The 24,649-nt window shown below is 62.0% G+C and carries 19 protein-coding genes; 7 read left to right on the top strand and 12 right to left on the bottom strand.

Translation table 11 applies throughout. The annotated features are described in order from the left end of the window. The first annotated feature begins 43 nt into the window (after positions 1–43). From LOKVESSMR4R_RS06015 to mmsB, 4 genes are all read left to right on the top strand, one after another. Complete coding sequence (locus tag LOKVESSMR4R_RS06015; protein ID WP_087212705.1) at positions 44–1,543, top strand: CoA-acylating methylmalonate-semialdehyde dehydrogenase; 1,500 nt, start codon at positions 44–46, stop codon at positions 1,541–1,543. Between the two features lie 91 nt (positions 1,544–1,634). Continuing rightward, complete coding sequence (locus LOKVESSMR4R_RS06010; protein WP_087206743.1) at positions 1,635–2,771, top strand: acyl-CoA dehydrogenase family protein; 1,137 nt, start codon at positions 1,635–1,637, stop codon at positions 2,769–2,771. Further along, the gene (locus LOKVESSMR4R_RS06005) at positions 2,768–3,787 is read left to right on the top strand and encodes an enoyl-CoA hydratase/isomerase family protein (RefSeq protein ID WP_087206742.1); all 1,020 of its coding nucleotides are present in this window, start codon (positions 2,768–2,770) and stop codon (positions 3,785–3,787) included. Before LOKVESSMR4R_RS06010 ends, LOKVESSMR4R_RS06005 begins: the two co-directional genes overlap by 4 nt. Continuing rightward, positions 3,784–4,650 (top strand): 3-hydroxyisobutyrate dehydrogenase, encoded by an 867-nt coding sequence (gene mmsB, locus LOKVESSMR4R_RS06000; RefSeq protein ID WP_087206741.1) that lies wholly within the window; start codon positions 3,784–3,786, stop codon positions 4,648–4,650. The genes LOKVESSMR4R_RS06005 and mmsB overlap by 4 nt, the downstream gene beginning before the upstream one ends. A 62-nt stretch (positions 4,651–4,712) precedes the next feature. On the opposite strand, the gene uvrA is transcribed toward mmsB, so the two are convergent. The 6 genes from uvrA to LOKVESSMR4R_RS05970 form a co-directional block, all read right to left on the bottom strand. Then, positions 4,713–7,577, bottom strand: coding sequence for an excinuclease ABC subunit UvrA (gene uvrA / locus LOKVESSMR4R_RS05995; RefSeq protein WP_087206740.1), 2,865 nt, complete (start codon positions 7,575–7,577; stop codon positions 4,713–4,715). Between the two features lie 178 nt (positions 7,578–7,755). Beyond that, on the bottom strand, positions 7,756–9,150 hold the full coding sequence (lpdA, locus tag LOKVESSMR4R_RS05990; RefSeq protein ID WP_087206739.1) for a dihydrolipoyl dehydrogenase: 1,395 nt from the start codon (positions 9,148–9,150) through the stop codon (positions 7,756–7,758). 100 nt (positions 9,151–9,250) lie between these two features. Continuing rightward, positions 9,251–9,832, bottom strand: a complete 582-nt coding sequence (locus LOKVESSMR4R_RS05985; RefSeq protein WP_087206738.1) for a DUF924 family protein — start codon at positions 9,830–9,832, stop codon at positions 9,251–9,253. Positions 9,833–9,935: 103 nt separating this feature from the next. Next, on the bottom strand, positions 9,936–11,210 hold the full coding sequence (locus tag LOKVESSMR4R_RS05980) for an MFS transporter (RefSeq protein ID WP_204248731.1): 1,275 nt from the start codon (positions 11,208–11,210) through the stop codon (positions 9,936–9,938). A gap of 79 nt (positions 11,211–11,289) precedes the next feature. Continuing rightward, positions 11,290–12,345, bottom strand: coding sequence for a tRNA preQ1(34) S-adenosylmethionine ribosyltransferase-isomerase QueA (gene queA / locus LOKVESSMR4R_RS05975; protein ID WP_087206736.1), 1,056 nt, complete (start codon positions 12,343–12,345; stop codon positions 11,290–11,292). Continuing rightward, complete coding sequence (locus LOKVESSMR4R_RS05970; RefSeq protein ID WP_087206735.1) at positions 12,342–15,674, bottom strand: DUF3971 domain-containing protein; 3,333 nt, start codon at positions 15,672–15,674, stop codon at positions 12,342–12,344. Before LOKVESSMR4R_RS05970 ends, queA begins: the two co-directional genes overlap by 4 nt. 78 nt (positions 15,675–15,752) lie before the next feature. On the opposite strand from LOKVESSMR4R_RS05970, the gene bcp reads away from it, so the two are divergent. From bcp to LOKVESSMR4R_RS05955, 3 genes are all read left to right on the top strand, one after another. Beyond that, the gene (bcp, locus tag LOKVESSMR4R_RS05965) at positions 15,753–16,220 is read left to right on the top strand and encodes a thioredoxin-dependent thiol peroxidase (RefSeq protein WP_087206734.1); all 468 of its coding nucleotides are present in this window, start codon (positions 15,753–15,755) and stop codon (positions 16,218–16,220) included. Positions 16,221–16,430: 210 nt separating this feature from the next. Further along, positions 16,431–17,723, top strand: coding sequence for a M23 family metallopeptidase (locus LOKVESSMR4R_RS05960; RefSeq protein ID WP_087206733.1), 1,293 nt, complete (start codon positions 16,431–16,433; stop codon positions 17,721–17,723). Continuing rightward, positions 17,713–18,213 (top strand): bactofilin family protein, encoded by a 501-nt coding sequence (locus LOKVESSMR4R_RS05955; protein WP_087206732.1) that lies wholly within the window; start codon positions 17,713–17,715, stop codon positions 18,211–18,213. Before LOKVESSMR4R_RS05960 ends, LOKVESSMR4R_RS05955 begins: the two co-directional genes overlap by 11 nt. Before the next feature lie 101 nt (positions 18,214–18,314). Here LOKVESSMR4R_RS05955 and LOKVESSMR4R_RS05950 read toward each other — a convergent pair whose 3' ends face one another. The 6 genes from LOKVESSMR4R_RS05950 to rhaS form a co-directional block, all read right to left on the bottom strand. Next, positions 18,315–19,694: an FGGY-family carbohydrate kinase gene (locus LOKVESSMR4R_RS05950; protein ID WP_087206731.1), complete on the bottom strand. Its 1,380-nt coding sequence runs from the start codon at positions 19,692–19,694 to the stop codon at positions 18,315–18,317. Beyond that, positions 19,691–20,008: an L-rhamnose mutarotase gene (locus LOKVESSMR4R_RS05945; protein ID WP_087206730.1), complete on the bottom strand. Its 318-nt coding sequence runs from the start codon at positions 20,006–20,008 to the stop codon at positions 19,691–19,693. The genes LOKVESSMR4R_RS05950 and LOKVESSMR4R_RS05945 overlap by 4 nt, the downstream gene beginning before the upstream one ends. Then, a complete protein-coding gene (locus tag LOKVESSMR4R_RS05940) occupies positions 20,005–21,006 on the bottom strand; it encodes an ABC transporter permease (RefSeq protein WP_087206729.1) in 1,002 nt (333 codons plus the stop codon). The genes LOKVESSMR4R_RS05945 and LOKVESSMR4R_RS05940 overlap by 4 nt, the downstream gene beginning before the upstream one ends. Then, positions 21,003–21,983: an ABC transporter permease gene (locus tag LOKVESSMR4R_RS05935; RefSeq protein WP_087206728.1), complete on the bottom strand. Its 981-nt coding sequence runs from the start codon at positions 21,981–21,983 to the stop codon at positions 21,003–21,005. The genes LOKVESSMR4R_RS05940 and LOKVESSMR4R_RS05935 overlap by 4 nt, the downstream gene beginning before the upstream one ends. Beyond that, on the bottom strand, positions 21,980–23,473 hold the full coding sequence (locus tag LOKVESSMR4R_RS05930; protein WP_420645909.1) for a sugar ABC transporter ATP-binding protein: 1,494 nt from the start codon (positions 23,471–23,473) through the stop codon (positions 21,980–21,982). The genes LOKVESSMR4R_RS05935 and LOKVESSMR4R_RS05930 overlap by 4 nt, the downstream gene beginning before the upstream one ends. A gap of 162 nt (positions 23,474–23,635) precedes the next feature. Then, positions 23,636–24,631, bottom strand: a complete 996-nt coding sequence (gene rhaS / locus LOKVESSMR4R_RS05925; protein WP_087206726.1) for a rhamnose ABC transporter substrate-binding protein — start codon at positions 24,629–24,631, stop codon at positions 23,636–23,638. Positions 24,632–24,649 lie beyond the last annotated feature (18 nt).

The raw sequence follows: 24,649 nt of genomic DNA, 5'->3' as shown, positions 1-24,649 counted from the left end.
AAAAACGCAAGGCTATAGTCACGCCAACCCAATGGAGGATGCTATGCAGGAACTGACCCATTACATCGGCGGCGCGCATGTCAAAGGCACGTCCGGCCGTTTTGCCGATGTCTATAACCCCGCCACCGGCGACGTGCAGGCGCGCGTGCCGCTGGCCAATGCCGCCGAGATGGACAAGGCTGTGCAAATCGCCGCCAAGGCGCAACCCGCTTGGGCCGCCGTGAACCCACAGCGCCGCGCGCGGGTGATGATGGCCTTTGTCGGCCTGCTGAACCGCGATATGGACAAGCTGGCCGAGGCTTTGTCCCGCGAACACGGCAAAACCATCCCCGATGCCAAGGGCGATGTGGTGCGCGGCCTTGAAGTTGTCGAATATTGCATCGGTGCGCCGCAGCTGCTGAAGGGTGAATTCACCGATAGCGCTGGTCCCGGCATCGATATGTATTCGATGAAACAGGCGCTGGGTGTCACCGCGGGCATCACGCCCTTCAACTTTCCCGCCATGATCCCGATGTGGATGTTCGCCCCCGCCATCGCCTGCGGCAATGCGTTTATCCTCAAACCTTCCGAACGCGACCCGTCTGTGCCCTTGATGCTGGCCGAGCTGATGGAAGAAGCGGGCCTGCCCAAAGGCATCCTGCAGGTCGTCAACGGCGACAAAGAAGCGGTGGATGCGATCCTTGATCATGACGTGATCCAGTCGATCGGCTTTGTCGGGTCCACCCCTATCGCGGAATATATCTATGGCCGTGGCTGCGCCAACGGCAAGCGCGTGCAATGTTTCGGCGGTGCCAAGAACCATATGATCATCATGCCCGATGCCGATATGGACCAGGCCGCCGATGCGCTGATCGGTGCCGGTTACGGTGCCGCTGGCGAACGCTGCATGGCGATTTCAGTCGCCGTCCCCGTGGGCGAGGAAACCGCCGACCGCCTGATCGAAAAGCTGGTGCCGCGTATCGAAAAGCTGAAGGTCGGCCCCTATACATCGGGCAATGACGTCGATTACGGCCCCGTCGTGACAGCGGCCGCCAAGGCCAATATCCTCAAGCTGATCGAAAGCGGCGTGGAACAAGGCGCCGATCTGGTCGTCGATGGCCGCGATTTCAAATTGCAGGGCTATGAGGATGGATTCTTCGTCGGCCCGCATCTGTTTGACCGCGTGACCAAGGATATGGACATCTATACCAAGGAAATCTTTGGCCCCGTCCTGTCGGTGGTGCGCGCGCAAAGCTATGAAGAAGCGCTGGGTCTGGCGATGGATCATGAATATGGCAATGGCACCGCGATCTTTACCCGCGACGGCGATGCAGCGCGCGATTTCGCCAACCGGATCAACATCGGCATGGTCGGCGTGAACGTGCCGATCCCAGTGCCTTTGGCCTATCACACTTTCGGCGGCTGGAAGAAATCCATGTTCGGCGATCTGAACCAGCACGGGCCGGATGCGTTCAAATTCTACACCCGCACCAAGACCATCACATCGCGCTGGCCCTCGGGCATCAAGGACGGCAGCGCCTTTTCGATCCCGCTGATGGAATAACATCAAGGGCAAGGGCCTCACCGCCCTTGCCAAACCGCCCGCAGGCGCGCAATAATTAAACAAGTGTTCATTTCTTGCTGGGAGAGGCATCATGGACTTTGCGCTGACCGAGGAACAATCCGCGATTTTCGACATGGCGCTGGCCTTCGGGCAAGAGCATATCGCCCCTTTTGCGCGCGACTGGGACGCGGCGGGCACGATCCCCAAGGACCTGTGGCCCAAACTGGCCGATCTGGGGTTCGGCGGGCTATACGTGTCCGAAGACAGCGGCGGCGCAGGCCTGTCGCGCCTTGACGCGACTTTGGTGTTCGAGGCTTTGTCATATTCCTGCGCCTCGGTGGCGGCGTTTTTATCAATCCACAACATGTGCGCGCGGATGATCGACAGCTATGGGTCCGATGATCTCAAGGCGCGGATCCTGCCGCGCGCCTTGTCGATGGACCTGATCCTGTCCTATTGCCTGACCGAACCCGGATCAGGTTCCGACGCGGCAGCGCTGAAAACCCGCGCCACCCGCAGTAATGAAAACTACCAGCTGACCGGCACCAAGGCGTTCATTTCCGGCGGTGGCTATTCGGATGCCTATATCATCATGGCCCGCACCGGCGAGCCTGGCCCCAAGGGGATCAGCGCGATCCTTGTCGAGGCGGGCGCCCCCGGCCTGTCGTTCGGCGGGCTAGAGGATAAAATGGGCTGGCGCTCGCAACCGACCCGCCAGGTGCAGCTGGACGATTGCACCACACCGCTGGCGAATGTGTTGGGCGAGGAAGGCCAAGGCTTCCGCTATGCGATGGCCGGGCTGGATGGCGGGCGGCTCAATATCGCGGCCTGTTCGATCGGGGCCGCGCAATGCGCGCTGGACCAGACGCTGGCCTATATGAAAGACCGCAAGGCGTTCGGCCAATCGCTTGACCAGTTCCAGGGGCTGCAATTCCGGCTGGCCGATGCCGAAATCGCGCTGCAATCGGCGCGCATCTTTCTGCGGCAGGCGGCATGGAAACTGGATACCGCTGCGCCGGATGCCACGAAATTCTGCGCCATGGCGAAAAAGCTTTGCACCGAAACCGGCAGCATGGTGGCCGATCAATGCCTGCAATTGCATGGCGGTTACGGCTATCTGGCCGATTACGGGATCGAGAAAATCCTGCGCGACCTGCGGGTGCATCAGATCCTCGAAGGCACCAATGAAATCATGCGCCTGATCACCGCGCGCCAGATGATCCGATGACAGATATCCTGATCCGCAAGGACGGGCGCGCGGGGCTGATCACGCTCAACCGGCCCCAGGCGCTGAATGCGCTGACCTGGGATATGTGCCTGGCCATCGAGACCGCGCTGGATGATTGGTCCCGCGACCCGCAGGTCGCGCTGATCCTGATCGACGGCGCGGGCGAGCGTGCCTTTTGCGCAGGCGGTGATATCGCGGATATGTATGCCAGCGGCCAGCGCGGCGATTTCAGCTATGGCCAGAGGTTCTGGCGCGACGAATACCGGCTGAACCGCAAGATCCATGATTACCCCAAACCCATCGTGACCTTCCTGCATGGCTTTACCATGGGCGGCGGTGTCGGGATCGGCTGCCATGCCAGCCATCGGATCGTCTGCGAGGGCAGCAAGATCGCGATGCCCGAATGCAGCATCGGGCTGGTGCCGGATGTGGGCGGCTCGCTTCTTCTGGCCCGCGCGCCGGGCTATCTGGGGACCTATCTGGGCCTGACCGGCGACCGGATGGATGCGGGCGATGCGATCCATGCGGGTTTCGCCGATCATTACATCCCGGCGCAATATTGGGAGGCGCTGAAATCAATCCTGACCACGACAGGCAATGTCGCCGCGATCAAGGCCGGCCCCGCCCCCGACAGCCGGCTGAAAGACTGGCAAGGCGTCATTGACGCGGCCTTTTGCGCGCCCGACCTGGCGATGATCCGGGCGCAGCTGGCGACAGGCGGCGCGCTTGCCGATCATGCGCTGCCGCTGCTGGATTACAACGCCCCGCTGGCCATGGCCGTGGCCGCGCGGATCATCGCGGCGGTCCGACAGGACCCGCAGATCAAAACCGCGCTCGACCATGAATTCCGCTATACATTCCGCTGCGCAGCACAGGGCGATTTCATCGAAGGCATCCGCGCCGCGATCATCGACCGCGACCGCAGCCCGCGCTGGCAGCCCTATAGCGATGATGACATCACCGCGATGACCGCCCCTTTGGGCAAGGATGCATTGATCTGGGAGGATGCAACATGAAAATCGGCTTTATCGGGCTGGGCAATATGGGCGCGCCCATGGCCGCCAATCTCGCACGCGACCATGCGGTGACAGGGTTTGACCCTGCGGCGACACCGCCGGGGCTGACATTGGCCAAGACCGCAAAAGAGGCCGTGCAAGACGCCGATGTCGTCATCACCATGCTGCCCGATGGCGCGATCCTGCGCGCGGTTGCGGATGACATCCACAAGGCGATGAAACCGGGGGCGGTGCATCTGGATTGCTCGACCGTCGATGTGGATAGCGCGCGCGCGGTCGCGACAGCCGCCACTGCCCAGGGCCTGCAAGCCATCGACGCGCCAGTTTCGGGCGGCATCGGCGGGGCCACGAACGGCACGCTGACCTTCATGGCAGGCGGCCCGCTGCCCGCGTTCGAGGCGGTCAAACCGCTCTTCGCCATCATGGGGCAAAAGGCGGTGCATTGCGGCGCGGCAGGCAATGGGCAGGCGGCCAAGATCTGCAACAACATGATCCTCGGCGTCACGATGATCGCCACCTGCGAAGCCTTTGCGCTGGCCGACAAGCTGGGCCTTGACCGGCAGGCGATGTTCGATGTGGTCAGCACCTCCTCGGGCGCGTCCTGGTCAATGAACACCTATTGCCCCGCCCCCGGCATCGGCCCCACCAGCCCCGCCGACAACGGCTATAAACCCGGCTTCGCCGCCGAACTCATGCTCAAGGACCTGCGGCTAAGCCAGCAAGCCGCCGAAACCGCAGATGCCGACACACCGCTGGGCCAGGCCGCCACCACGCTTTACGCGCGTTTCGTGGAAACCGAAAACGGGCGCGGCCGCGATTTCTCGGCCATGCTGCCACGGTTCGCAAACCGCCAGCGCAGCTGACTTCTTTTTTCCAAAAATACTCCCGCCGGAGGCCAGCGCCATCCCCAAGGATGGCGCTGTCCCTATTCCGCCGCCACCTTGCGCGGTGCCAGCATCGGTTTGAGATAGCGTCCCGTATGGCTCTCCGCGACCTCGGCCACCTCTTCGGGCGTGCCGACTGCGACGATCCGCCCCCCGCCATCACCGCCTTCGGGACCGATATCGATGATATGATCGGCGGTTTTCACCACATCGAGGTTATGTTCGATCACGATCACCGAATTGCCCTGATCGACCAATTCATGCAGCACCTCCAGCAGCTTGCGCACATCCTCGAAATGCAGCCCCGTCGTCGGCTCATCCAGAATATAAAGCGTGCGGCCCGTGGACCGGCGCGCCAGTTCCTTGGACAGTTTCACGCGCTGCGCCTCGCCGCCTGACAGCGTCGTGGCCTGCTGGCCCACCTTGATATAGCCCAGCCCCACGCGCATCAGCGCATCCATCTTTTCGCGGATCGACGGCACGGCGGTGAAAAATCCCTGCGCATCTTCCACTGTCATATCAAGCACATCCGCGATGCTCTTGCCCTTGAACTTCACCTCCAGCGTTTCGCGGTTATAGCGCGCGCCCTTGCAGGTCTCGCAGGTGACATAGACATCGGGCAAAAAATGCATCTCGATCTTGATGACACCGTCGCCTTGGCACGCCTCGCAGCGGCCCCCCTTGACGTTGAAGGAAAACCGCCCCGGTTTATAGCCGCGGGCCTTGGCCTCTGGCAGGCCGGCAAACCAGTCGCGGATCGGGGTGAAAGCCCCGGTATAGGTCGCAGGGTTGGACCGCGGCGTGCGCCCGATGGGGCGCTGGTCGATGTCGATGACCTTGTCGAGATGTTCGAACCCTTTGATCGTCTCGCAGGGTGCCGGTGTCTGGCGCGCGCCATTCAATTTCTGCGAGGCATTCTTGAACAGGGTTTCAATCGTCAGCGTGGATTTGCCGCCGCCCGACACGCCGGTGACACAGACAAACATGCCCAGCGGGAAATCCGCCGTTACATCATGCAGATTGTTGCCCGTCGCCTTGACCACGGTCAGCTTTTTGCCCTTGCCCTTGCGGCGGGTCGCGGGCACGGCGATTTCGCGTTTGCCGGTCAGATACATCCCGGTGATCGAATTTTCATTGGCCATGATCTCGGCCGGGGTGCCTTGGGCCACGACCTGTCCGCCATGCACACCCGCACCGGGGCCGATGTCAAAGACGTAATCGGCCTCGCGGATCGCCTCTTCGTCATGTTCGACGACAATCACCGTATTGCCCTGATCGCGCAGGTTTTTCAGCGTGGTCAGCAGCCGGTCATTATCGCGCTGATGCAGCCCGATGCTGGGTTCGTCCAGCACGTAAAGCACACCTTGCAACCCCGATCCGATCTGGCTGGCCAGCCGGATACGCTGGCTTTCACCACCCGACAAAGTGCCGGAATTGCGTGCCAGCGTCAGATATTCCAGCCCGACATTGTTCAGGAACCCCAGCCGTTCGCGGATTTCTTTCAGGATCGCCACGGCGATTTCGTTCTTCTGCTTGGACAGGTTGTCGGGGACGGTCAGGCACCAATCATAGGCTTCCTTGATCGACATCTGCACGACCTGCCCGACATGCTGGCCACCGATCTTGACCGCCAGCGCCTCTTGGCGCAGCCGGTAGCCGCCGCAAGTGCCACAGGGGCGGTTGTTCTGATAGGCTTCGAATTCCTCGCGGATCCAATTGCTGTCGGTCTCGCGGTAGCGGCGTTCCATATTGGGGATCACGCCTTCGAAGGGGCGTTCGACCTGATAGACGCGCCCGCCCTCGTCATAGCGGAATTTGATCTCCTCGCTGCCAGAGCCGCGCAGAAACACCTCCTGCACCTTGGGGTCGAGGTCTTTCCAGCGGGCATTCTTGTTGAACCCGTAATGTTTGGCGATGGCTTCGATGGTTTGCAGGAAATAGGGCGACTTGCCCTTGCGCCAGGGGGCCAGCGCGCCATCGGCGATTTTCAGCGTCACATCGGGGACGACCAGCTGTTCGTCAAAGAACAATTCCACCCCCAGCCCGTCGCAATCCGGGCAAGCGCCAAAGGGGGCGTTAAAGGAAAACAGGCGCGGTTCGATCTCGGGGATCGTGAAACCCGAGACCGGACAGGCGAATTTTTCCGAGAATGTGATGCGTTCGGGTGCGCCCTCGCCCTCGGCGGGCGCGGTTTCCAGCACGGTGATCCCATCCGCCAGATCGAGCGCTGTGCGGAAACTATCGGCCAGCCGCGTTTCCAACCCCGCGCGCACGACGATCCGGTCAACGACCACATCGATATCATGACGGAATTTCTTGTCCAGCGTCGGCGGCTCGTCCAGTTCATAGAACTGCCCGTCCACCTTGACGCGCTGGAAGCCCTGTTTGCGCAGGTCCAGAAATTCCTTGCGGTATTCGCCCTTGCGGTCGCGGATGATCGGGGCCAGCAGATAGCCGCGCGTGCCTTCGGGCAGGGCCATGACACGGTCGACCATGTCTTGCACCTGCTGCGCCTCGATCGGCAGGCCGGTGGCGGGGCTATAGGGCGTGCCCGCGCGGGCAAACAGCAGACGCAGGTAATCGTAAATCTCGGTGATCGTGCCGACGGTGGACCTTGGGTTCTTGCTGGTGGTTTTCTGCTCGATGGAAATCGCGGGGGACAGGCCGCTGATATGATCGACATCGGGCTTTTCCATCATATCGAGGAATTGCCGCGCATAGGCCGACAGGGATTCGACATAGCGGCGCTGCCCTTCGGCATAGATCGTGTCAAAAGCCAGCGAGGATTTGCCCGACCCCGACAGGCCGGTGATCACCACAAGCTGGTCGCGCGGAATATCCACGTCAATGTTCTTGAGGTTATGTTCGCGCGCGCCGCGCACTGCGATATGTTTCAGCTCTGCCATGGGTCATCCCTTGTCCAAGGCTGCTACATAAGCCGACAGCCGCGCCGGTCCAATGGCCTTGCGGAACATTAATAGAACATTTACGGATTTATTTGCAACAGGCGTCACAGGCGCAGCGCGCAAAAAGCACGCTGCGCGGATTGACGCCGGTAAGGTGGGTTTGAACCCACCTTTGGGGCTACATATGGATCACGCGCCCATAAGCATCCAGCACGCTTTCATGCATCATTTCTGACAGGGTCGGATGCGGGAAGACCGTGTTCATCAGGTCTTCTTCGGTGGTTTCCAACTGCCGGCCGATCACATAGCCCTGGATCAATTCGGTCACTTCCGCCCCGACCATATGCGCGCCCAGCAGCTCGCCTGTCTTGGCATCGAACACGGTCTTGATCAGCCCTTCGGGTTCGCCCAGGGCCACGGCCTTGCCATTGCCGATGAACGGAAACTTGCCGACCTTGACAGTATAGCCGAGTTCCTTGGCCTTGGCCTCTGTATAGCCGACGGATGCGACCTGCGGGTGGCAATAGGTGCAGCCTGCGATGCTTTCGGGTTTGACCGGATGGGCGTGTTTACCCGCGATCAATTCGGCGACCATCACGCCTTCATGGCTGGCCTTATGCGCAAGCCATGGCGCGCCCGCGATATCGCCGATGGCATAAAGCCCATCCACCCCGGTGCGGCAATATTCATCCGTCACCACATGGGTGCGGTCGATCTTGACGCCCAAAGCTTCCAGCCCCAGACCTTCGGTATTGCCGACGATGCCGACAGCGCTGATCACGGTGTCAAAGTCTTTCTTTTCAACCTTGCCGCCGCTTTCGATATGGGCGGTGACCTTGTCCTTGGTGCGGTCCAATTGCTTGACCGTCGCCTTTTCCATGATCGTCATGCCCTGTTTGACGAATTGCTTTTTCGCAAAGGCGCTGATTTCGGCATCTTCCACGGGCAGCACGCGGTCCATCACCTCGACCACGGTCGTCTCGGCGCCCAAAGTGTTGTAAAAGCTTGCAAATTCGATGCCGATCGCGCCCGAGCCGATGACCAGCAATTTCTTGGGCATATGCGGCGGGACCAGCGCGTGACGATAGGACCAGACCCTGTCGCCATCCGCCTCTAGCCCCGGCAGGTTGCGCGCGCGTGCGCCTGTGGCCAGCACGATATTCTTGGCGGTCAAATCCTCGGTGCCGGCATCAGTTTTGACGCTGACCTTGCCCTTGGCGGGGATCGTCGCCTCGCCCATGATCACGGTGACCTTGTTTTTCTTCAGCAGATGCTTGACGCCGCCTTCCATCTGCTTGGCCACCCCGCGCGAGCGTTTGACCACGGCATCCAGATCGTAATCGACCTTTTCGACGCTCAGCCCGAATTCCTTGGCGCGGTGCATCAGGTGGAACACTTCGGAGGATCGCAGCATCGCCTTGGTCGGGATACAGCCCCAGTTCAGACAGATCCCGCCGAGGTTTTCACGCTCGACCACAACGACATTCATGCCCAATTGCGCCGCGCGGATCGCCGCCACATAACCGCCGGGACCTGCCCCGATGATGATCAGATCAAAGTTTTTCGCAGCCATCTGGCCCTCCCTGTTCAGAATTAGTTGAACGTTAAACTAATTTGACCGCGATCTCCAGTGACCTTGGGTCATATCAGCTATCGCGCGGGCGCAAGGCGGATCAGGCCGGTTTTTCCTGCAACATGCGCAGGGCAAAGCCATAGCCACCCGCATCCAGAAAGCTTTGCTCGGCGGGGCTGCTGCGCCGGCCCAGCGCGGCATTGCGATAGGGAAAGCGGCCGAAATCGCGGATGATCCGGCGATGCGCGCGGGCATGGTCGCGGTTGGCCTCGCCGGTCTCGGGCATCCGCGAATGGATCAGCCGGACCGCGCGGTCCTGATCGGACAAAGCCTCGGAATGCATCAAGGGCAGGTAGAAGAATTGCCGCGCGGGTTCGGCGATCTTCATGTCCCAATTGCGTTCAATCGCCATCTTGGCGGCGGCCAGCCCCAGCAGATCGGTGGAAAAGGCCTTGGCCGTGTCGCGGAACATATTGCGCGGGAATTGATCGGTCAGGATGATATAGGCCAGCGTGCCGGTCGGATGGGTCAGCCATAGCCCCAGCGATCCTTCGGTCGCGGCGATCCATGTCTGCGCGAAACGGTCGCGGATCAGGGCGTCGAAATCAGGATCGGATTTATACCAATCCGAGGGCGAACATTCATCGAGCCAAAAGGCCAGAACCTCGTCTGCGCGCGCCACTGCCCCGATCCTCCCGCTCTGCTGCCCCTTGGGTCAAAGGAACAGACAAATCGTGATCTGACAAGAGGTTCTTGGCAAGCAGCCCTCAAAATCGCCTGTCCTATTAGGCGTCCTGATCGGCGCGGGCGGCGATCTCGTCGCTGACGGCGTCCAGATAGACCTCTTGCGCGACACCGACAGCGACAGCGGATGATCCGGCCGAGACCGGCGCATAGGGCACCTGATCCAGATCCAGCGCGCCGCGATCCCGCTGCGCGGCACGCACCATCCCAAACAGCCCCACCCCCAGCATCAGCACCGCGGTGAACAGCCAGAACCCGTTATCCCCGATCACATCCATCATCAGACCCACGATCAGCGGCCCCATGATCGCCCCCAGCCCGTTGATGAACAACAACCCGCCAGAGGCGGCGGCCATATCCTCTTTTTCGAGGTAATCATTGGTATAGGCGATCAGCAGCGCATAAAGCGGGTTGGATGTGCCGCCCACGATGGCCCCGCTGATAATGATCAGCACAAAGCTGCCCGGCACGATAAAGGCGATCAGCGACCCGAACCCGCCCAGCAGGGCGATCCAGATGATCAGCCGGCGCCGGTCCATGCGGTCGGACAGCCAGCCGATCGGATATTGCAGCACCAATGCGGCCACATAGATCGCCGAGATGAAGAAAGAGATTTCCCCCACGCTCAGCCCGACGCGGCTGCCGTAAACCGCCGACATGCCGAATTGCGCGGCAAAGACGCCGCCCAGCAGGAACATCCCCGCGCAGCCCAAGGGCGAGGTCTGGATCAGCGCCTTGATCTGCATCGGCTTGGTCGCGGAAAAGGCCGGCATCGGGCGGGCCGATAACAGCACCGGCGCAAAGGCCAGCGACACCAGCACCGAAGGGATGATAAAGATCACATAGCCCGATACATCGCCCAGGCTGACGATATATTGCGCAAAGACGATCCCCGCCATCTGCACGATCATGTAAAGCGACAGCGCCTTGCCGCGGTTGGCATTGCTTGACGCATCGTTCAGCCAGCTTTCGGCGGTGATATAGACGCCGCAGAAACAGAACCCCATGATCACCCGCCCGATGGTCCAGGCAATCGGGTCCACCAATGTGGGATAAAGGATCAGCACCGCCGAGATCATCGACCCCATCGCCGCAAAGACCCGCACATGGCCGACACGGCGGATCAGTTCAGGGGTAAAGCGCGATGAAAACAAGAAGCCCAGGAAATAGGCCGACATCACGAAAGACAGCGCCAGCGTGCTGAAACCTTCCATCTCGCCGCGCAGGCCCAGCAATGTGCCTTGCAGCCCATTGCCCACCATCAACAGGAACATTCCCAGAAACAGCGCCCATGATCCTGTCAGTACCTGAAACATCCTGTCCCCCTTCAGGGTTTGATCAAACTCCGCCCTGTGACCTGATCATCGCGGGATTGCAATGCGCCCGGCCCGACAATCACGCGCGGTCAGGTAACAAAAGCGACGAATCTCCATAGGAAAAGAACCGGTAGCGTTCGGCGATGGCATGGGCATAGATCGCCTTGATCCTGTCCATCCCCATCATCGCCGAGACCAGCATCATCAGCGTGGATTTGGGCAGGTGGAAATTGGTCATCAGCCCATCCGCGATCTGAAACGCAAAGCCCGGCGTGATGAAAATATCCGTAGGCCCGGTCCAGGGCTGCAATTGCCCCTCCTTGGCGGCGCTTTCGATCAGCCGCAGCGCGGTTGTGCCGACCGGGATCACCCGCTTGCCTGCCGCCTTGGTGGCATTGATCTCGGCGGCGGCTTTATCCGTCACCTCGCCCCATTCGGCATGCATCTTGTGGTCGCGCACATCATCCACCTTGACCGGCAAAAAGGTGCCTGCGCCCACATGCAGCGTCACATAAGACATCGTCACCCCGCGTGCGGCCAGCGCCTGCAACAAAGGCCCGTCGAAATGCAGCGATGCGGTGGGCGCGGCCACAGCGCCCGCATGCTTTGCCCAATAGGTCTGGTAATCATCCATATCGGCGGCATCGGATGGGCGCTTGGCCTCGATATAGGGTGGCAGCGGCATGGCGCCCACGGCATTGAGCGCGGCATCGAAATCATCGCCCGTCAGGTTGAACGCCAGCCGCGCCTGCCCGTCGGCACGGCTGACCAATGTCGCGGACAGAGCGGCGGAAAAGACGATCACCTCGCCGTCGCGCACCTTTTTAAGCGGCTTGACCAGCGCCGACCAATCGCCGCCGGCCTGCGGTTCCAGCAAAGTCACCTCGATCTTCGCGGCGGTCTCGCCGGCCTCGCCGATGCGCGCGCGGGTGCCGGTCAGCCGCGCGGGGATCACCTTGGTGTCATTCAGCACCAGCCGGTCGCCCGGTTGCAGGATATCGACCAGATCGGTGACGATCCGGTCCGCGATCTGATCACCCTGCGCCAGCAGCAACCGGGCCGAAGACCGCGGCCGCGCGGGGCGGGTGGCGATCAGCGCCTCGGGCAGGTCGAAATCGAAATCACTTAGTTTCATTGGGTCAGCTCCGGTGGGGGGCGGCGAAAAATTTCGCGAAAACGGCCCGGGGTCAGCGCAGAGAGCGGGTTCACACTGACCCGTGGCGCCTCTGCCGTGCCTGCAATCGCGACATTGAAGCCGACCAGCCCCTCGCCCTTGCGCGTCAGGAACGCGCCGATGCTGTTGACCAGATAGAACGGAGACACGACAGCCTGCAAATCAAACCCCTTGCCCGCCAGCGTGTAAATCCCGTTGACCGCAATGCCAAGCCCCGGACCGACCGCGCTGGCCTGCGACACGATGACCTGATCAGGCGTCAGGCGGAACCGGACATCGACCTCGTCAAAGGCCAGCCCCTGCCCGTCCATCTGTTGCAGCAAGCCCACGACGCTGATCGCATCCAGCACCGCCGCCAATGTCGGCGCATCGCGCACCCGCACCGCGCGCACGGCAAGCGCCCCGTCAAAGATACCCTCTTGCGCGCCCGGTAGCAGCGTCAGATCCAGCGTGCCGCCCAGCGCGCTGCGAAACAGCCCCGAGGCCTGCAAGACGCTGCCCGCATCATCGCTGCGCAGCCGGATCGCGGACCGCCCGCCGCGCGGCGCAACCGTGCCCGCGACGATGGCGCTGCCATTGATGCGCGCGGTGAATTGCCCGATGAACCCCGCAATTGTGGTGAAATCGCCGCGAAAGCCGGTCAGCGCCAGATCTTCGGTCACCACCAGACGGTCCAGCGCGATCTGCACCGGGCTGCCGCCTGCGCCCTGACCGGCCCCCTGATCTGCCCCGAACCGGGCGCGGCGCAGGTCGATCATGCCGCCCTGCACGATGATCGCGGGTGGCTGATCCGCGCCGCGCCCCTGCACGGTGACCGGCGCATCCAGCCAGCTGCCGATCTGGAACCGTGAAAACACCGCCTGCGCCAAACCGCCGCCTGCCAGCAGATCGATCCGGCCTTCTGCCTGCAAGCCGCCACCGCTGATCAGCAGGCGGGTGACCTCGGGGGCCGGACCCAGAACGCCCTCGATACGCAGATCGCCCTTGGTGGCGGCGGGCTTGGCCCAGCCAATCGCAGGCAGCGCCAGCCGCAGCCCATCCAGATCAGAGCGAATCCGGAATTGCGGCGGTCCATCGGCGGGCAGCGTGACCTGCAGCCGCGCAGAGGCCGCGCCGCTGATCATGCCGGGCGGCAGCGTGATGCCAAAGGCGCGCAGGGCCGTCTCGGAGATCATCACATCGGCCTGCAACTGGCTGTCGGCCCGGCCGCGGCGGAGAAAGGCTTGTGTCCATTGCGCCACGGCTGCGACACCGTCCAGCTGCACCGGCCCCGTGATCGACAGTCCCGCATCAGTGACCGCCACCTGCATGGTCGCGGCGGTCAGGCTGCGCCCCGGCACCAGCTGATCGCTGCGCAGCTCTGCCAGATCGACGCCGATATCATACCGCACCATTTCGCGCGGGGGCCGTCTGAACAGGGGCCAGTTTACGGTCCCTTGGGTCCGGGCCGTGCCATCGGCGATTGTTACCGGCAGACCGGCCTTGTCCATAAAGGCGAAAGGCGGCTGGTTGATGACCGATAACAGATCCGGCAGGCGGCTCTGGGCCTCTAGCTGCAAGGTCGCAAGGCCGGGCCTTTGGCGCAGATCCGCGATGGCAAAGCTGGTGCCGTCGATCACCAAAGCGCCGCCATGGGGCGTGGTCATGCTGCCTGTATCGACCGCGATGACCAGGCGATGATCGCTCAGATGGCCGGTGCCGCGCGCCGCTGTCACCGGCGGCAACCCGCGCAGGACGACAACCGATGCATCGGCAAAGCTGAAATGCCCGGCGATCCTGGCGGGCTGGCCGGGGTCCAGACGCAGCCCGAAATGCAGATCCGACAGCTGGCCTGCCTGCACGTTCTGGCTGAACCAGGCGCGGCTGCCGGGGCGCAGCTGATTGGGCCAAAGCGCGCGCAGCCGGTCGGGCGACAGCTGGTCAATCTGCGCGTCAGCCGCGACCTGCCAGCCCGCATCGGTCGCCGCGATCCGCCCACTGGCCAACAGGCGCGAGGCACCATCGCGCAGCATGGCCTGCCCGATATCGACCACGAAAGGATCCAGCCGCAGCCGCAGATCGACACGCGCTGTGTCAATCACGGGCGGTGCGTCAAACAGGCCCGGCGGGGTCAGCGCCACATTGCGCAGCTGGAATTGCGCCAGCAGGGCGCGCGGCAGCCCATCGGCGAAATCGCGCAGATAGGCGTCACCATCGGCCTGCAGACTGCCCCAGTCGCTCTGCACCGCGATATCGCTGAACCGGATCAGATCCTGCGACGGGTCATAGATCAGCGCCGCGCGCGCCGCGCTAAAGTCGATCGGTTCCGAGGCGGGCGTCGGTTGCAGCACCCCTGCCCCGATATCCAGCGCCGCATGCAGCGTCCCCAGCGCGCCGGTCGCGTCAATCGCGGTGCGCAATTCGGCGGATAAAGGGGCCGAGACATCGCGCAGCCAGTTCAAGGCAGGCGATTGCGCGGCAATGTCGCTGGCGGCAATATTGCGGATCGTCACGGCCAGATCGGCGGCCCGCGTGTCGCGCGCGCTGGCATAGGACAACAGGGCCGTGGTCACATCGGCCCGCCCCGACAACAGCGCCAGTTCGGCCTGCACCGCCACCTGCCCGCCGCGCAGGTCCAGATCCACCTGACCCCCATCCACCGTCCAGCTGCGTCTGGCGCGGGCATCGTCGTAATTGACGATCAATCCGGTCGCCTGCGCGCGGCGCAGCGCCGCGAATTCGGGCCGGTCCAGCACCAGATCGATCTGGTCCAGCCAATCGGGCAGGCTGCGCATGCCCAAACCATTGCCCGCCCCCAAGGCCAGCGCCAAGCTGCCATCGCGCGCGCGGCGCAGATTGATCTGGGCCCCGATGATGCGGACCTGCTGGACCAGCACGGCGCGTTGCAGGATCACCCCGCGCGGGGACAGATCAGCCTCGACCACCGGGATCCGCGTCACCAGCGCGCCGTTGCGATCAATCAGCTGGGTGTCGATCAGCCGCAATGTCGGGTGCAGGTCACGCCCCAGCCGCACCGAGATCGCGGCAAAGCGCAAACGCCCACCATCCAGCACCTGCGTGCCGCGGTCCTGCACCTGTGCGGTGATCCAGCTGGGGGCGGTGATCTCGCGGTCGATGATCATGACCCCCGCCACCAGCACAAAGACCAGCGGCATCAGGCAAAGCGTCACCAGACCGCGCAGCACCAGCCGGACACGCGACAGGGGCCGTCTGGCGCGGACAGGGTCGCCTGTCTGCGGCCGGTCTGGCGAAGGCTCTGGCATTGGCTCTGGCAAGGTTTCTCCGCCCATGGGGTCACTGGTCCCTTTATCTTTGACACCATGAGACTAAAACAAGGCAATCAAAACCTCAGCGGAGAAGATCACGCCATGCCCCATCCCGCCATCGGCGATATAGCGCCTGCCATCAGCCTGCCCCGTGACGGCGGCGATATCGTCACCCTGTCCGATTTAGCAGGCAAGACAGTGGTGCTGTATTTCTACCCCAAGGACGACACCCCCGGCTGCACCAAAGAGGCGATCGGTTTCACGCAAAGCATCGATGATTTCGCCGCCGCTGGTGCCGTGGTGCTGGGCGTGTCCAAGGATTCCGTGGCCAAACACGGCAAGTTCGTCGCCAAACATGATCTGAAAATCGCGCTTTTATCGGATGAGGCGGGCGATGTCTGCGAACGCTATGGCACCTGGGTCGAGAAAAGCATGTATGGCAAGACCTATATGGGCATCGAACGCGCGACATTCCTGATCGGGCCGGATGGCAAGATCGCGCAGGTCTGGCCCAAGGTCAAAGTCCCCGGCCATGTCGATGCGGTGCTGGCGGCGGTCCAGGCGCTCTAGCGGCCGCAGGGCCGCTGCCGCAGGGCTCGGCGGAACTTTGCGCAGATCAGCGGGTTTTGCTCTTTCGTCCAAAATCGGGCGACAAAAACCGGGGATTGGGTGTTGCGACATGGCGCTTGGCTGGCTAACAGAGTCCAGCACTGCCTTTTGTGGGGAAACGGGGCAGGTCTGGCAGCCAATCAAGGTGGATAAGTGGTGCGTTCAAGATTGATGAAACCGATCCATGCCACGCTCGAGCGCTGGTTCCCCGAAAAGCGGCTTTTCCTGCGATCCGACACCGAAACGCGGTTCATCCGGCTCAGCTCTGAAACGCAGCTGGTCGCCTGGACGGGCAGCACCATTGTCGTGGGCTGGACCATCGTGGCGACAGCGATCTTGTTGATGGATAGTATCGGCGCGGGCAATTTCCGCGCGCAGGCGCAGCGCGACCAGATGACCTATGAACAGCGGCTGAATATCCTGTCGTCGGACCGCGACACCCGCGCCGCCGAAGCGGCCTCTGCCCATGCGCGGTTTGAAATGGCGCTGGAACAGATCTCGATCATGCAATCCGAATTGCTGGCCACCGAGGAAAAACGCCGCGAGCTGGAAACCGGGCTGGAGGTGGTGCAAACCACCCTGCGCAACACGATGAAAGCCCGCGAGGAAGCACGCGAGCAGGTCGCCATGCTGACCGAAAACGGCGAGGATGGCACGCCGCTGTCGATGCCAGACGAGGCCGTCGGCACCGTCAACCTGCTGGCCAATGCGCTGGCCGAAACCGCCGCCGAACGTGACCAGATCGCCGATGATGCCGGCATGGCCATCGAACAGGCCGCAGAAATGCAGCTGGAACTGCGCCTGCTGCAAGAACGCAACGACCAGATCTTTCGCCAGCTGGAAGAGGCGATGCTGGTCTCGGTCGAACCGCTGGACAATGTGTTCCGCGCGGCGGGGATGAACCCCGATACGCTGATCGAACAGGTCCGGCGCGGCTATTCCGGCACCGGCGGGCCGCTGGCACCGATCACCTTTACCACCGCGACGGGCGAACCCGATCCCGACAGCCTGCGCGCCAATGCGATCCTGGCCTCGATGGACCGGATCAACCTTTACCGCATTGCCGCCGACAAGCTGCCGATTGCCATGCCGGTGCGGTCGAATTTCCGGATGACATCCGGCTTTGGCCAGCGGTGGGGCCGTCTGCATGCGGGCACCGATTTCGCCGGACCGGTCGGCACGCCGATCCATAGCACGGCGGATGGCGTCGTGGTGCAGGCGGGCTGGCAATCCAGCTATGGCCGGCTGGTCACCATCCGCCATGATTTCGGGCTTGAAACCCGCTATGCCCATCTGAACACAATTGACGTGCGGGTTGGCCAAAGGGTATCGCGCGGCGACAAAATTGGTGCTATGGGGAATTCTGGTCGCTCGACCGGGCCCCACCTTCACTATGAGGTGCGCGTCAATGGCAACCCCGTCAATCCGATGACTTATATAAGAGCTGGACAGAATGTTTTCTAAATCCAAAATCAATGAGCCCGGGCCAAAGGTGGCCGATCCCACCGCAGCCGTCCCTTCAGAGACCGCCAAGACCGGCAGCCCGGCGCCTGATTTCAAGACAACCCCGCCAAAGGCCAAGCCACCGGCCTCTGTGCTGTCGTCGGATTTGCTGATCACCGGCAACCTGAAAACGACCGGTGACATCCAGATCGAAGGCCAGGTTGATGGCGATATCCGCGCCCATCTGCTGACCGTCGGCGAAAGCGCCACCGTCAAGGGCGAGATCATCGCCGATGATGTCGTGGTCAATGGCCGCGTGATCGGCCGGGTGCGCGGTCTTAAGGTGCGGCTGACCTCGACCGCCCGCGTCGAAGGCGACATCATCCACAAGACCATCGCCATCGAATCCGGCGCGCATTTCGAAGGCTCTGTGCAGCGTCAGGACGATCCCTTGTCCGCCGCTGGCAAAAAGATGCCCGTCCTGCCCGCGCCAGAGGGCGACAAGGGCTAAGGTTTCCGCAGCCTGCCTGCGTGGTGAAGGGCGCCCCCGAGGCGCCCTTTTCTTTGCGAAGACGCCGATTTGGCGGCCAGACATGCCTGCCCGCCCCTGGGCTATTGGGTCGCGACCAATGCGGTCCATTGATCGGCATAGTCCCGCAGCCGGTCCAAAGGCAGCGCCGTTTCCACTTGCTCCAGCCGGGGCGGGAAGGCCTGATCACCCAGCAACATGGCCGCGCCGATACTGGTGCCTGTGACGGCCGCATTCGTCTGCACCGCGCGTCCGGTCACGGCCTGCAGCATCGCAAGATATGTGGGGTTTCGTGCGAAAGGCCCTTCGACAATCGTCGGCCCCGCCCCGCCGGCAAGCCGCAGGCAGGTGCCGGTCATCAAGGCCAGATAGAATGATACAGCGGCCGCGCGTTGCCCCGTGCCAATGCCGGGTTCACCACCGCGCCATTGCATCTGCCGCCCCTGAAACGGGCCTGACCCGCTTTGCACCGATGGCAACAGCATCTGGGGTCTGTCCAGCACAGCCATGATATCTTGGGTCTCTGGTGCGACCCCTTGGCCCTGCTGGATCATTTCGAATTCACGCCCCCCCATGAACCGCGCGCTGGCCACCGCCTGTTCTGCGGCATTCACATTGACCAGCGTATCGCGCTCCGGGTCGAGCCTGACCGCAGCATCCGTATTCATCGCCATGACGATCACCCAGGTCCCTGTCGAGACAACCGAGACCGGCCCTGTCTGCGACATGACATGCGGATAAAGCGAGGCGTTGGAATCGTGAATGCCGACGCAAACAGGCGTATCCGGCGCAAGCCCGGTGGCGGCGGCGATCGCGGGCAAGATCGGCCCCAGAATAGCGTCGGGGCGGCGCACGGCTGCGATCTTGTCTTGGATGCCCAGCGTGACCGTCAGATCAGAGAATCTGCCTGCATAGGGATTCCACAGATCGCTATGGCAGCCGATGGATGTGACATCCGTCGCCGTCACGCCGGTCAGCCGATGCCCCCAATATTGCGGATAGGTCACGATCTGGGCTGTGCGCTCTTTAAGGCCGGGATCACGGGCAAAAAGCCAATGCAATTGCGCGCCGATGTTCAGCCCACCGGCCAGCCTGGGTGATCCGGTTTGGGCAAAGGCGGGTTTGATCGCGTCATAGGCGGCAACGATCTTGGCGGGATAGCTGTGTTCATAATCCAGAATGGGCGTCGCAAGGGCCCCTGTGTCATCCAGCAAGGCCGCGCAGGCGCCATGGGTGGTCACGGAAATCGCGTCAATATGATGATCGCGGTGGAAACGCACCAATGCATCCAGCAGGAAGGCCCAATGCCCCTCGACATCGTAATGCGGATATGGCGGCCCGGCCTGCACGATATTCGGGCGGGTGACGACGGCCAATTCTGTCAGCCGCGCCAGATCGACCAAGGCCAGCTTTGCATTGGTCTTGCCGATATCGATGACTGCAACATGGCGCGGCGCGGTCATGGCATGTGAAACAGCGGCGTCAGCGGCACGGCAACAGGCGCGTTATCGGCGTTGGTTTCCATGATATCCTGCATATAGGCCCACCATTCCTGCATGATCGGATGGTCGGGCAATGCGTCCATACCATGCCCATCTGCGCGGGTCAGCACGCCAATCAGATGGCCGGTTTCCGCGTCAAGATGGATCGAATAATCACTGATCCCGGCCGCGTGCAGTAGGTTCACAAGCGCGGGCCAGATCGCATCATGGCGGCGCTTGTATTCATCGGCCATTCCTTGGTGCAGCCGCATGCGGAAAACGTAACGCTCGGTCATGCCCGGCGCCCTCTGGCCGCCATGGCCCAAAGGCGCGGCAAGGCGATGACCCCGATCAACAGCAGGCCGATGAAGATCGACATCACGATACCCGGCACATTCAACAGACCCAGCCCAAAGGTCACCAGCCCCATCACGAAGGCAGCAATCACGACGCCGGGGATCGTGCCGGACCCGCCAAGGATACTGACACCGCCAAGGACAACCATTGTCACCACCTCCAGCTCCATGCCTGTTGCGATGCTGGGGCGGGTTGATCCAAGGCGCGATGTCAAACAGATGGCCGCGATCCCCGACATCAGACCGGTCAGCACGAACAGGATGAATTTGACGCGCTGCACCCGAATGCCGCTGAACAAAGCCGCCGTCGGATTATTGCCGATCGCATAAACCGCGCGGCCAAAGTTCGTCTTGTGCAGCAGGACGCCATAGATGATGGCAATGATCACAAATAACGCCATTTCGACCGTGAAGACCCAGTAAATATAGCCCTGCCCGAACCAGGCAAAGCTGGCCGGATAGCCGCGAAAAGCATCATCGCCCAAGATGATGAAACTGATGCCGCGAAACAGGCTCATCGTGCCGATGGTCACCACGATGGATGGCAGGCCCAGGACCGTGACAAAGAACCCGTTGAACGCCCCGCAAAGCACCCCAACCGTCAACCCGATCAGCACAAGCTCTGGCGTGCCCGCGCCATATTGCAGCGCAAGCCCCATGGCCGTGCTGGCCAGCGCGATGATAGAGGCGACAGACAGGTCAATCTCACCCGAGATGATCAGCAGCGCCATCGCAAAGGCGATCATGGCTTTTTCGGTGAAATTGAATGTCGCATCGCTTAGGTTCCAGGGGTTCAGGAAATAGGGCGTGGCAAAGCTGTTGATCACGAAAATCGCAATGGCCACGGCCAGCAGCAGCGATTCCCAGCTTTTGAAGATGCGTGCCGCGCGGCTGGTCTGGTGGTCGGGGATGTGGCGGGTCTGGATTGCATCGGTCATGGCGTGGTCTCTGCCTTTTTGAGAATGATCCGGCCTTTGCTGCGACCAGCGCGCGCGTTGAAGGCCACGGCGATCAGGATCGCGCTGCCGGAAATCGCCAGCTGCCAGAAGGGCGAGATATTCACCACCGGAAGCGCGTTCTTGACCACGCCAAGAAAGATCGCCCCCAGCACCGCCCCGCCGACAGAGCCGATCCCCCCCGCAATAGAGATGCCGCCGATCACGCAGGCGGCCACCACTTCTAGCTCGAAGCCGCCCGCGATATCGACATAGGCCACCGCAAAGCGCGACACCCATAGATATCCCGTCAGCCCCGCCAAGGCCCCCGAGACGACAAAGGCCCAAAACTGCGTCTTGCCCACGTCGATACCGGTATAGACAGCCGCATGCGGATTGCCCCCCACGGCAAAAATGGACCGCCCGAACTGCGTGCGCGCCATCATGATCCCGAACAGGATGATCGTGATGATCGCAGCCCAAGACAAGACCGGCAGGCCCAGCAAGACCATGCGCGGAACCCCGGTAAAGGCGGACGACATTTCATGCGCATTCACCCATTTGCCATCCGAGATCAGAAAGATGATGCCCCGAAAGATGGTCATCGTGCCAAGCGTCACAACAATCGGCGGGATCGCCAATTTCCAGACCAATAGTCCGTTGATCGCGCCCATGGCCGCGCCCAGAAGGATGGCGATCCCCATGATCACGCCGATCGGCAGGCCGGGGATCGCGACATTGATCATCGCCACCGCCATGCCGGTCAGCGCAAGGTTCGCCGCCACCGACAGATCGATGCAGCGGGTCAGGATCACCACCATCTGCCCCAGCGCAAGGATGATCAAAGGCGCCGTATCATTGAACACATTGGCCAGATTGGCAGGTGCGACAAAGCCCGGAAAACGCGCCGCAACCAACAGCAGCAGCACCAGGATCGCGCCCGCCAGAATGGTTTCGCGCATCGGCAGAAAACGGGTCATGCTGCGGCTCCTGCCTTTGAAGATCTGATCCCGGCGGCATGGCGCACCAGGGTTTCGGGGGTCAGATCGTCCTTTGCCAATTCGGCGGCAATCCGGCCGTCGCGCATGACAATCACCCGATCCGACATCCCGATGATTTCGGGTATTTCAGAGCTGACCATGATCACCGACAGGCCCTGCGCGGCCAGTTCGGCCATAAAGGCATGCACCGCCGCCTTGGATCCGATGTCGATGCCCTTGGTGGGTTCGTCCAGGATGATCACTTGGGGCTGGGTCGCCAGCCATTTGGCGATGACAACCTTTTGCTGGTTGCCACCCGAAAGATTGCCAACGTCCTGATCCAGCGCCGCAGCCCGAAGATCCAGCCGCTGCGCATATTCGCGCGCCAGTTTGAATTCCTCGGCAAGGCGCAGAAACCCGTGCCGCGAGGTCTTGGCCAAGGATGGCAGGGTCATGTTCTGAAAGATGGGCAGCCCGATGATCGCCCCCTGCCTGCCACGATCCTCGGGCACATAGACGATCCCGTTTGACACCGCATCCGCAGGCGAGCGGATCACCTTGATATCGCCATTGACCCGGCACACCCCCTTGGAAGGTTTGGTAATCCCGAACAGGGCCTGCATGAATTCAGACCGCCCCGCGCCGACAAGGCCGTAAAACCCCAGGATCTCGCCCCGGTGCAGGCTAAAGGTGATATCGGCAAATTCGGTCGGATGCGCATAGCCCACCACTTTGAGAACCTCCTCCCCGATCGCATGATCACTTTGCGGAAAGATCTGATCCACGGATCGCCCCACCATCATCTTGACCAGATCGTTTTCGGTGATGTCTGCGATCTTGCCATCGCCCACAAAGGCCCCATCGCGAAATACGGTGTAGCGGTCGGCGATGCGGAAAATCTCGTCAAATTTGTGGCTGATGAACAAGATCGCCTTGCCCTGCGATTTCAGGGTATCGACCAGCGCATATAATTCTTCGATTTCTTTATGCGACAGCGCAGCCGTCGGCTCGTCCATGATGACGACGCGCGCATCGACCGATAAGGCGCGGGCAATCGCAACAAGATGTTTGTTTGCAATACCAAGGTCGCGCAACGGGGTGTGCGAGCTGAAAGGCGCGCCAATCTCGGCCAGCAGCTTGGTCGCCAAACGGTGCATCTGCGCTTTATCAATCAGGCCAAACCGGGTGCGGGGCGCATGTCCGATATAGATATTCTCGGCCACGCAAAGTTCATCAAACAGAACGGTTTCCTGGTGGATGGCGGTGATGCCCGCTTTGGCGGCGTCATTGGGCCTGGCAAAGGACACAGGCGCGCCGTCGATGCGGATCGTGCCGCCATCGGGCTGGTAGATCCCGGTCAATATCTTGACGGTCGTGGATTTACCGGCGCCGTTCTCGCCGACAAGCGCGGTCACCTGGCCGGGATAAAGGTCCAGTTTGACCCCATCGAGCGCTTTCACGCCGGTGAATGTCTTGCTGATCATATCCATCGAGACCAAAGGGGCCAGGTCAGGCGATATGGGGGGCACGGGGCTTGGCGACATCCGGACACTCTCGGAACTGGAATTGGGGACTGGAATTGGGGACTGGAATTGGTGATTGGGGCATGCGGCCCGGCGCGGGTGATGCGCCGGACCGCAGCGGCAAGCAGATCAGAAGATCGACTTGAACTGGTCGATATTGCTGGCGTCATAGACAAAGGGATCGGCCATCGCGCCTTCGTTGTTTTCATCCAGCGTCAGGCTGCCCATGCGGCCCATCGGAATTTCGGCACCGGGGGCGGCTTCGACGCCATTCTGGCTTAGCTCATAGGCCAGCATGGTCGCGGAATAGCCCAGATCAATCGGGTTCCAGATCGCGAAAGACTGCGATGCGCCGCTGGCGATGGCCCCTGCCATTTCAGACGGCAGGCCAAGACCCGTGACATTGACTTCGCCGACTTTGCCCGCATCAACCACAGCCTGCGCCGCCGCCACGATCCCGACCGATGTCGGGGCGATGATGGCGTCCAGATCAGGGTAGGATTGCATCAGGCCTGTCGCCTCGCGGTAGGATTTATCGGCAAGGTCGTCGCCGTAAACCGTCGCAACAACCTCGATGCCGGGATAATCGCCCATGACGGCCATCATCTCTTGGATCCAGATGTTCTGGTTCGTCGATGTGGTGGTGGCCGAGAGCAAAGCCACCTCGCCGCCATCGGGCAGATGATCGGCTGCCAGCTTGATGATCATATTGCCGATCAGCGGGTTCGAGGATGGGTTCAGATGCAATTGGCGGCCTTCGGGGGCGACGCCGGAATCCCAGCTGATCACGGTGATACCGCGCTGCATGGCACGCTGCAGGGCGGGCACCAGCGCATCGGTGTCATTTGCCGAAATCGCAATCGCATCGACCTGCTGGGCGATCAATGCATTGATGACCTCGATCTGGCCTTCGGCGGTGGTATCGGTCGGACCGGTATAGATGATCTCGACATTGCCCAGCTCGGCGGCGGCCTCTTGGGCGCCTTCTGCGGCCGCTTCGAAAAAGCCGATGCCAAGCGCCTTGACCACAATCGCGATGCGCACATCGTCTTGTGCGAAGGCGGGCGTGGCGATCATCGCGGCGGCCATTGCAGCGGATGCTGCCAGTTTCTTCAGAACACTCATGGTTTCCTCCCTGGAGTG

It is taken from the genome of Yoonia vestfoldensis (assembly GCF_002158905.1).
GTDB lineage: Bacteria > Pseudomonadota > Alphaproteobacteria > Rhodobacterales > Rhodobacteraceae > Yoonia > Yoonia vestfoldensis_B.
This window is presented reverse-complemented; position numbering and strand designations above follow the sequence as displayed.

Bases quoted from the DNA above. Each gene is read 5' to 3' on its own strand.
- LOKVESSMR4R_RS06005 (WP_087206742.1), top strand. From the start codon at position 2,768: ATGACAGATATCCTGATCCGCAAGGACGGGCGCGCGGGGCTGATCACG.
- bcp (WP_087206734.1), top strand. From the start codon at position 15,753: ATGCCCCATCCCGCCATCGGCGATATAGCGCCTGCCATCAGCCTGCCC.
- LOKVESSMR4R_RS06010 (WP_087206743.1), top strand. From the start codon at position 1,635: ATGGACTTTGCGCTGACCGAGGAACAATCCGCGATTTTCGACATGGCG.
- LOKVESSMR4R_RS05970 (WP_087206735.1), bottom strand. From the start codon at position 15,674: ATGGGCGGAGAAACCTTGCCAGAGCCAATGCCAGAGCCTTCGCCAGAC.
- rhaS (WP_087206726.1), bottom strand. From the start codon at position 24,631: ATGAGTGTTCTGAAGAAACTGGCAGCATCCGCTGCAATGGCCGCCGCG.
- mmsB (WP_087206741.1), top strand. From the start codon at position 3,784: ATGAAAATCGGCTTTATCGGGCTGGGCAATATGGGCGCGCCCATGGCC.
- queA (WP_087206736.1), bottom strand. From the start codon at position 12,345: ATGAAACTAAGTGATTTCGATTTCGACCTGCCCGAGGCGCTGATCGCC.
- LOKVESSMR4R_RS06015 (WP_087212705.1), top strand. From the start codon at position 44: ATGCAGGAACTGACCCATTACATCGGCGGCGCGCATGTCAAAGGCACG.
- LOKVESSMR4R_RS05955 (WP_087206732.1), top strand. From the start codon at position 17,713: ATGTTTTCTAAATCCAAAATCAATGAGCCCGGGCCAAAGGTGGCCGAT.
- LOKVESSMR4R_RS05950 (WP_087206731.1), bottom strand. From the start codon at position 19,694: ATGACCGCGCCGCGCCATGTTGCAGTCATCGATATCGGCAAGACCAAT.
- LOKVESSMR4R_RS05960 (WP_087206733.1), top strand. From the start codon at position 16,431: ATGAAACCGATCCATGCCACGCTCGAGCGCTGGTTCCCCGAAAAGCGG.
- lpdA (WP_087206739.1), bottom strand. From the start codon at position 9,150: ATGGCTGCGAAAAACTTTGATCTGATCATCATCGGGGCAGGTCCCGGC.
- LOKVESSMR4R_RS05930 (WP_420645909.1), bottom strand. From the start codon at position 23,473: ATGGATATGATCAGCAAGACATTCACCGGCGTGAAAGCGCTCGATGGG.
- LOKVESSMR4R_RS05980 (WP_204248731.1), bottom strand. From the start codon at position 11,210: ATGTTTCAGGTACTGACAGGATCATGGGCGCTGTTTCTGGGAATGTTC.
- LOKVESSMR4R_RS05945 (WP_087206730.1), bottom strand. From the start codon at position 20,008: ATGACCGAGCGTTACGTTTTCCGCATGCGGCTGCACCAAGGAATGGCC.
- LOKVESSMR4R_RS05935 (WP_087206728.1), bottom strand. From the start codon at position 21,983: ATGACCCGTTTTCTGCCGATGCGCGAAACCATTCTGGCGGGCGCGATC.
- uvrA (WP_087206740.1), bottom strand. From the start codon at position 7,577: ATGGCAGAGCTGAAACATATCGCAGTGCGCGGCGCGCGCGAACATAAC.
- LOKVESSMR4R_RS05940 (WP_087206729.1), bottom strand. From the start codon at position 21,006: ATGACCGATGCAATCCAGACCCGCCACATCCCCGACCACCAGACCAGC.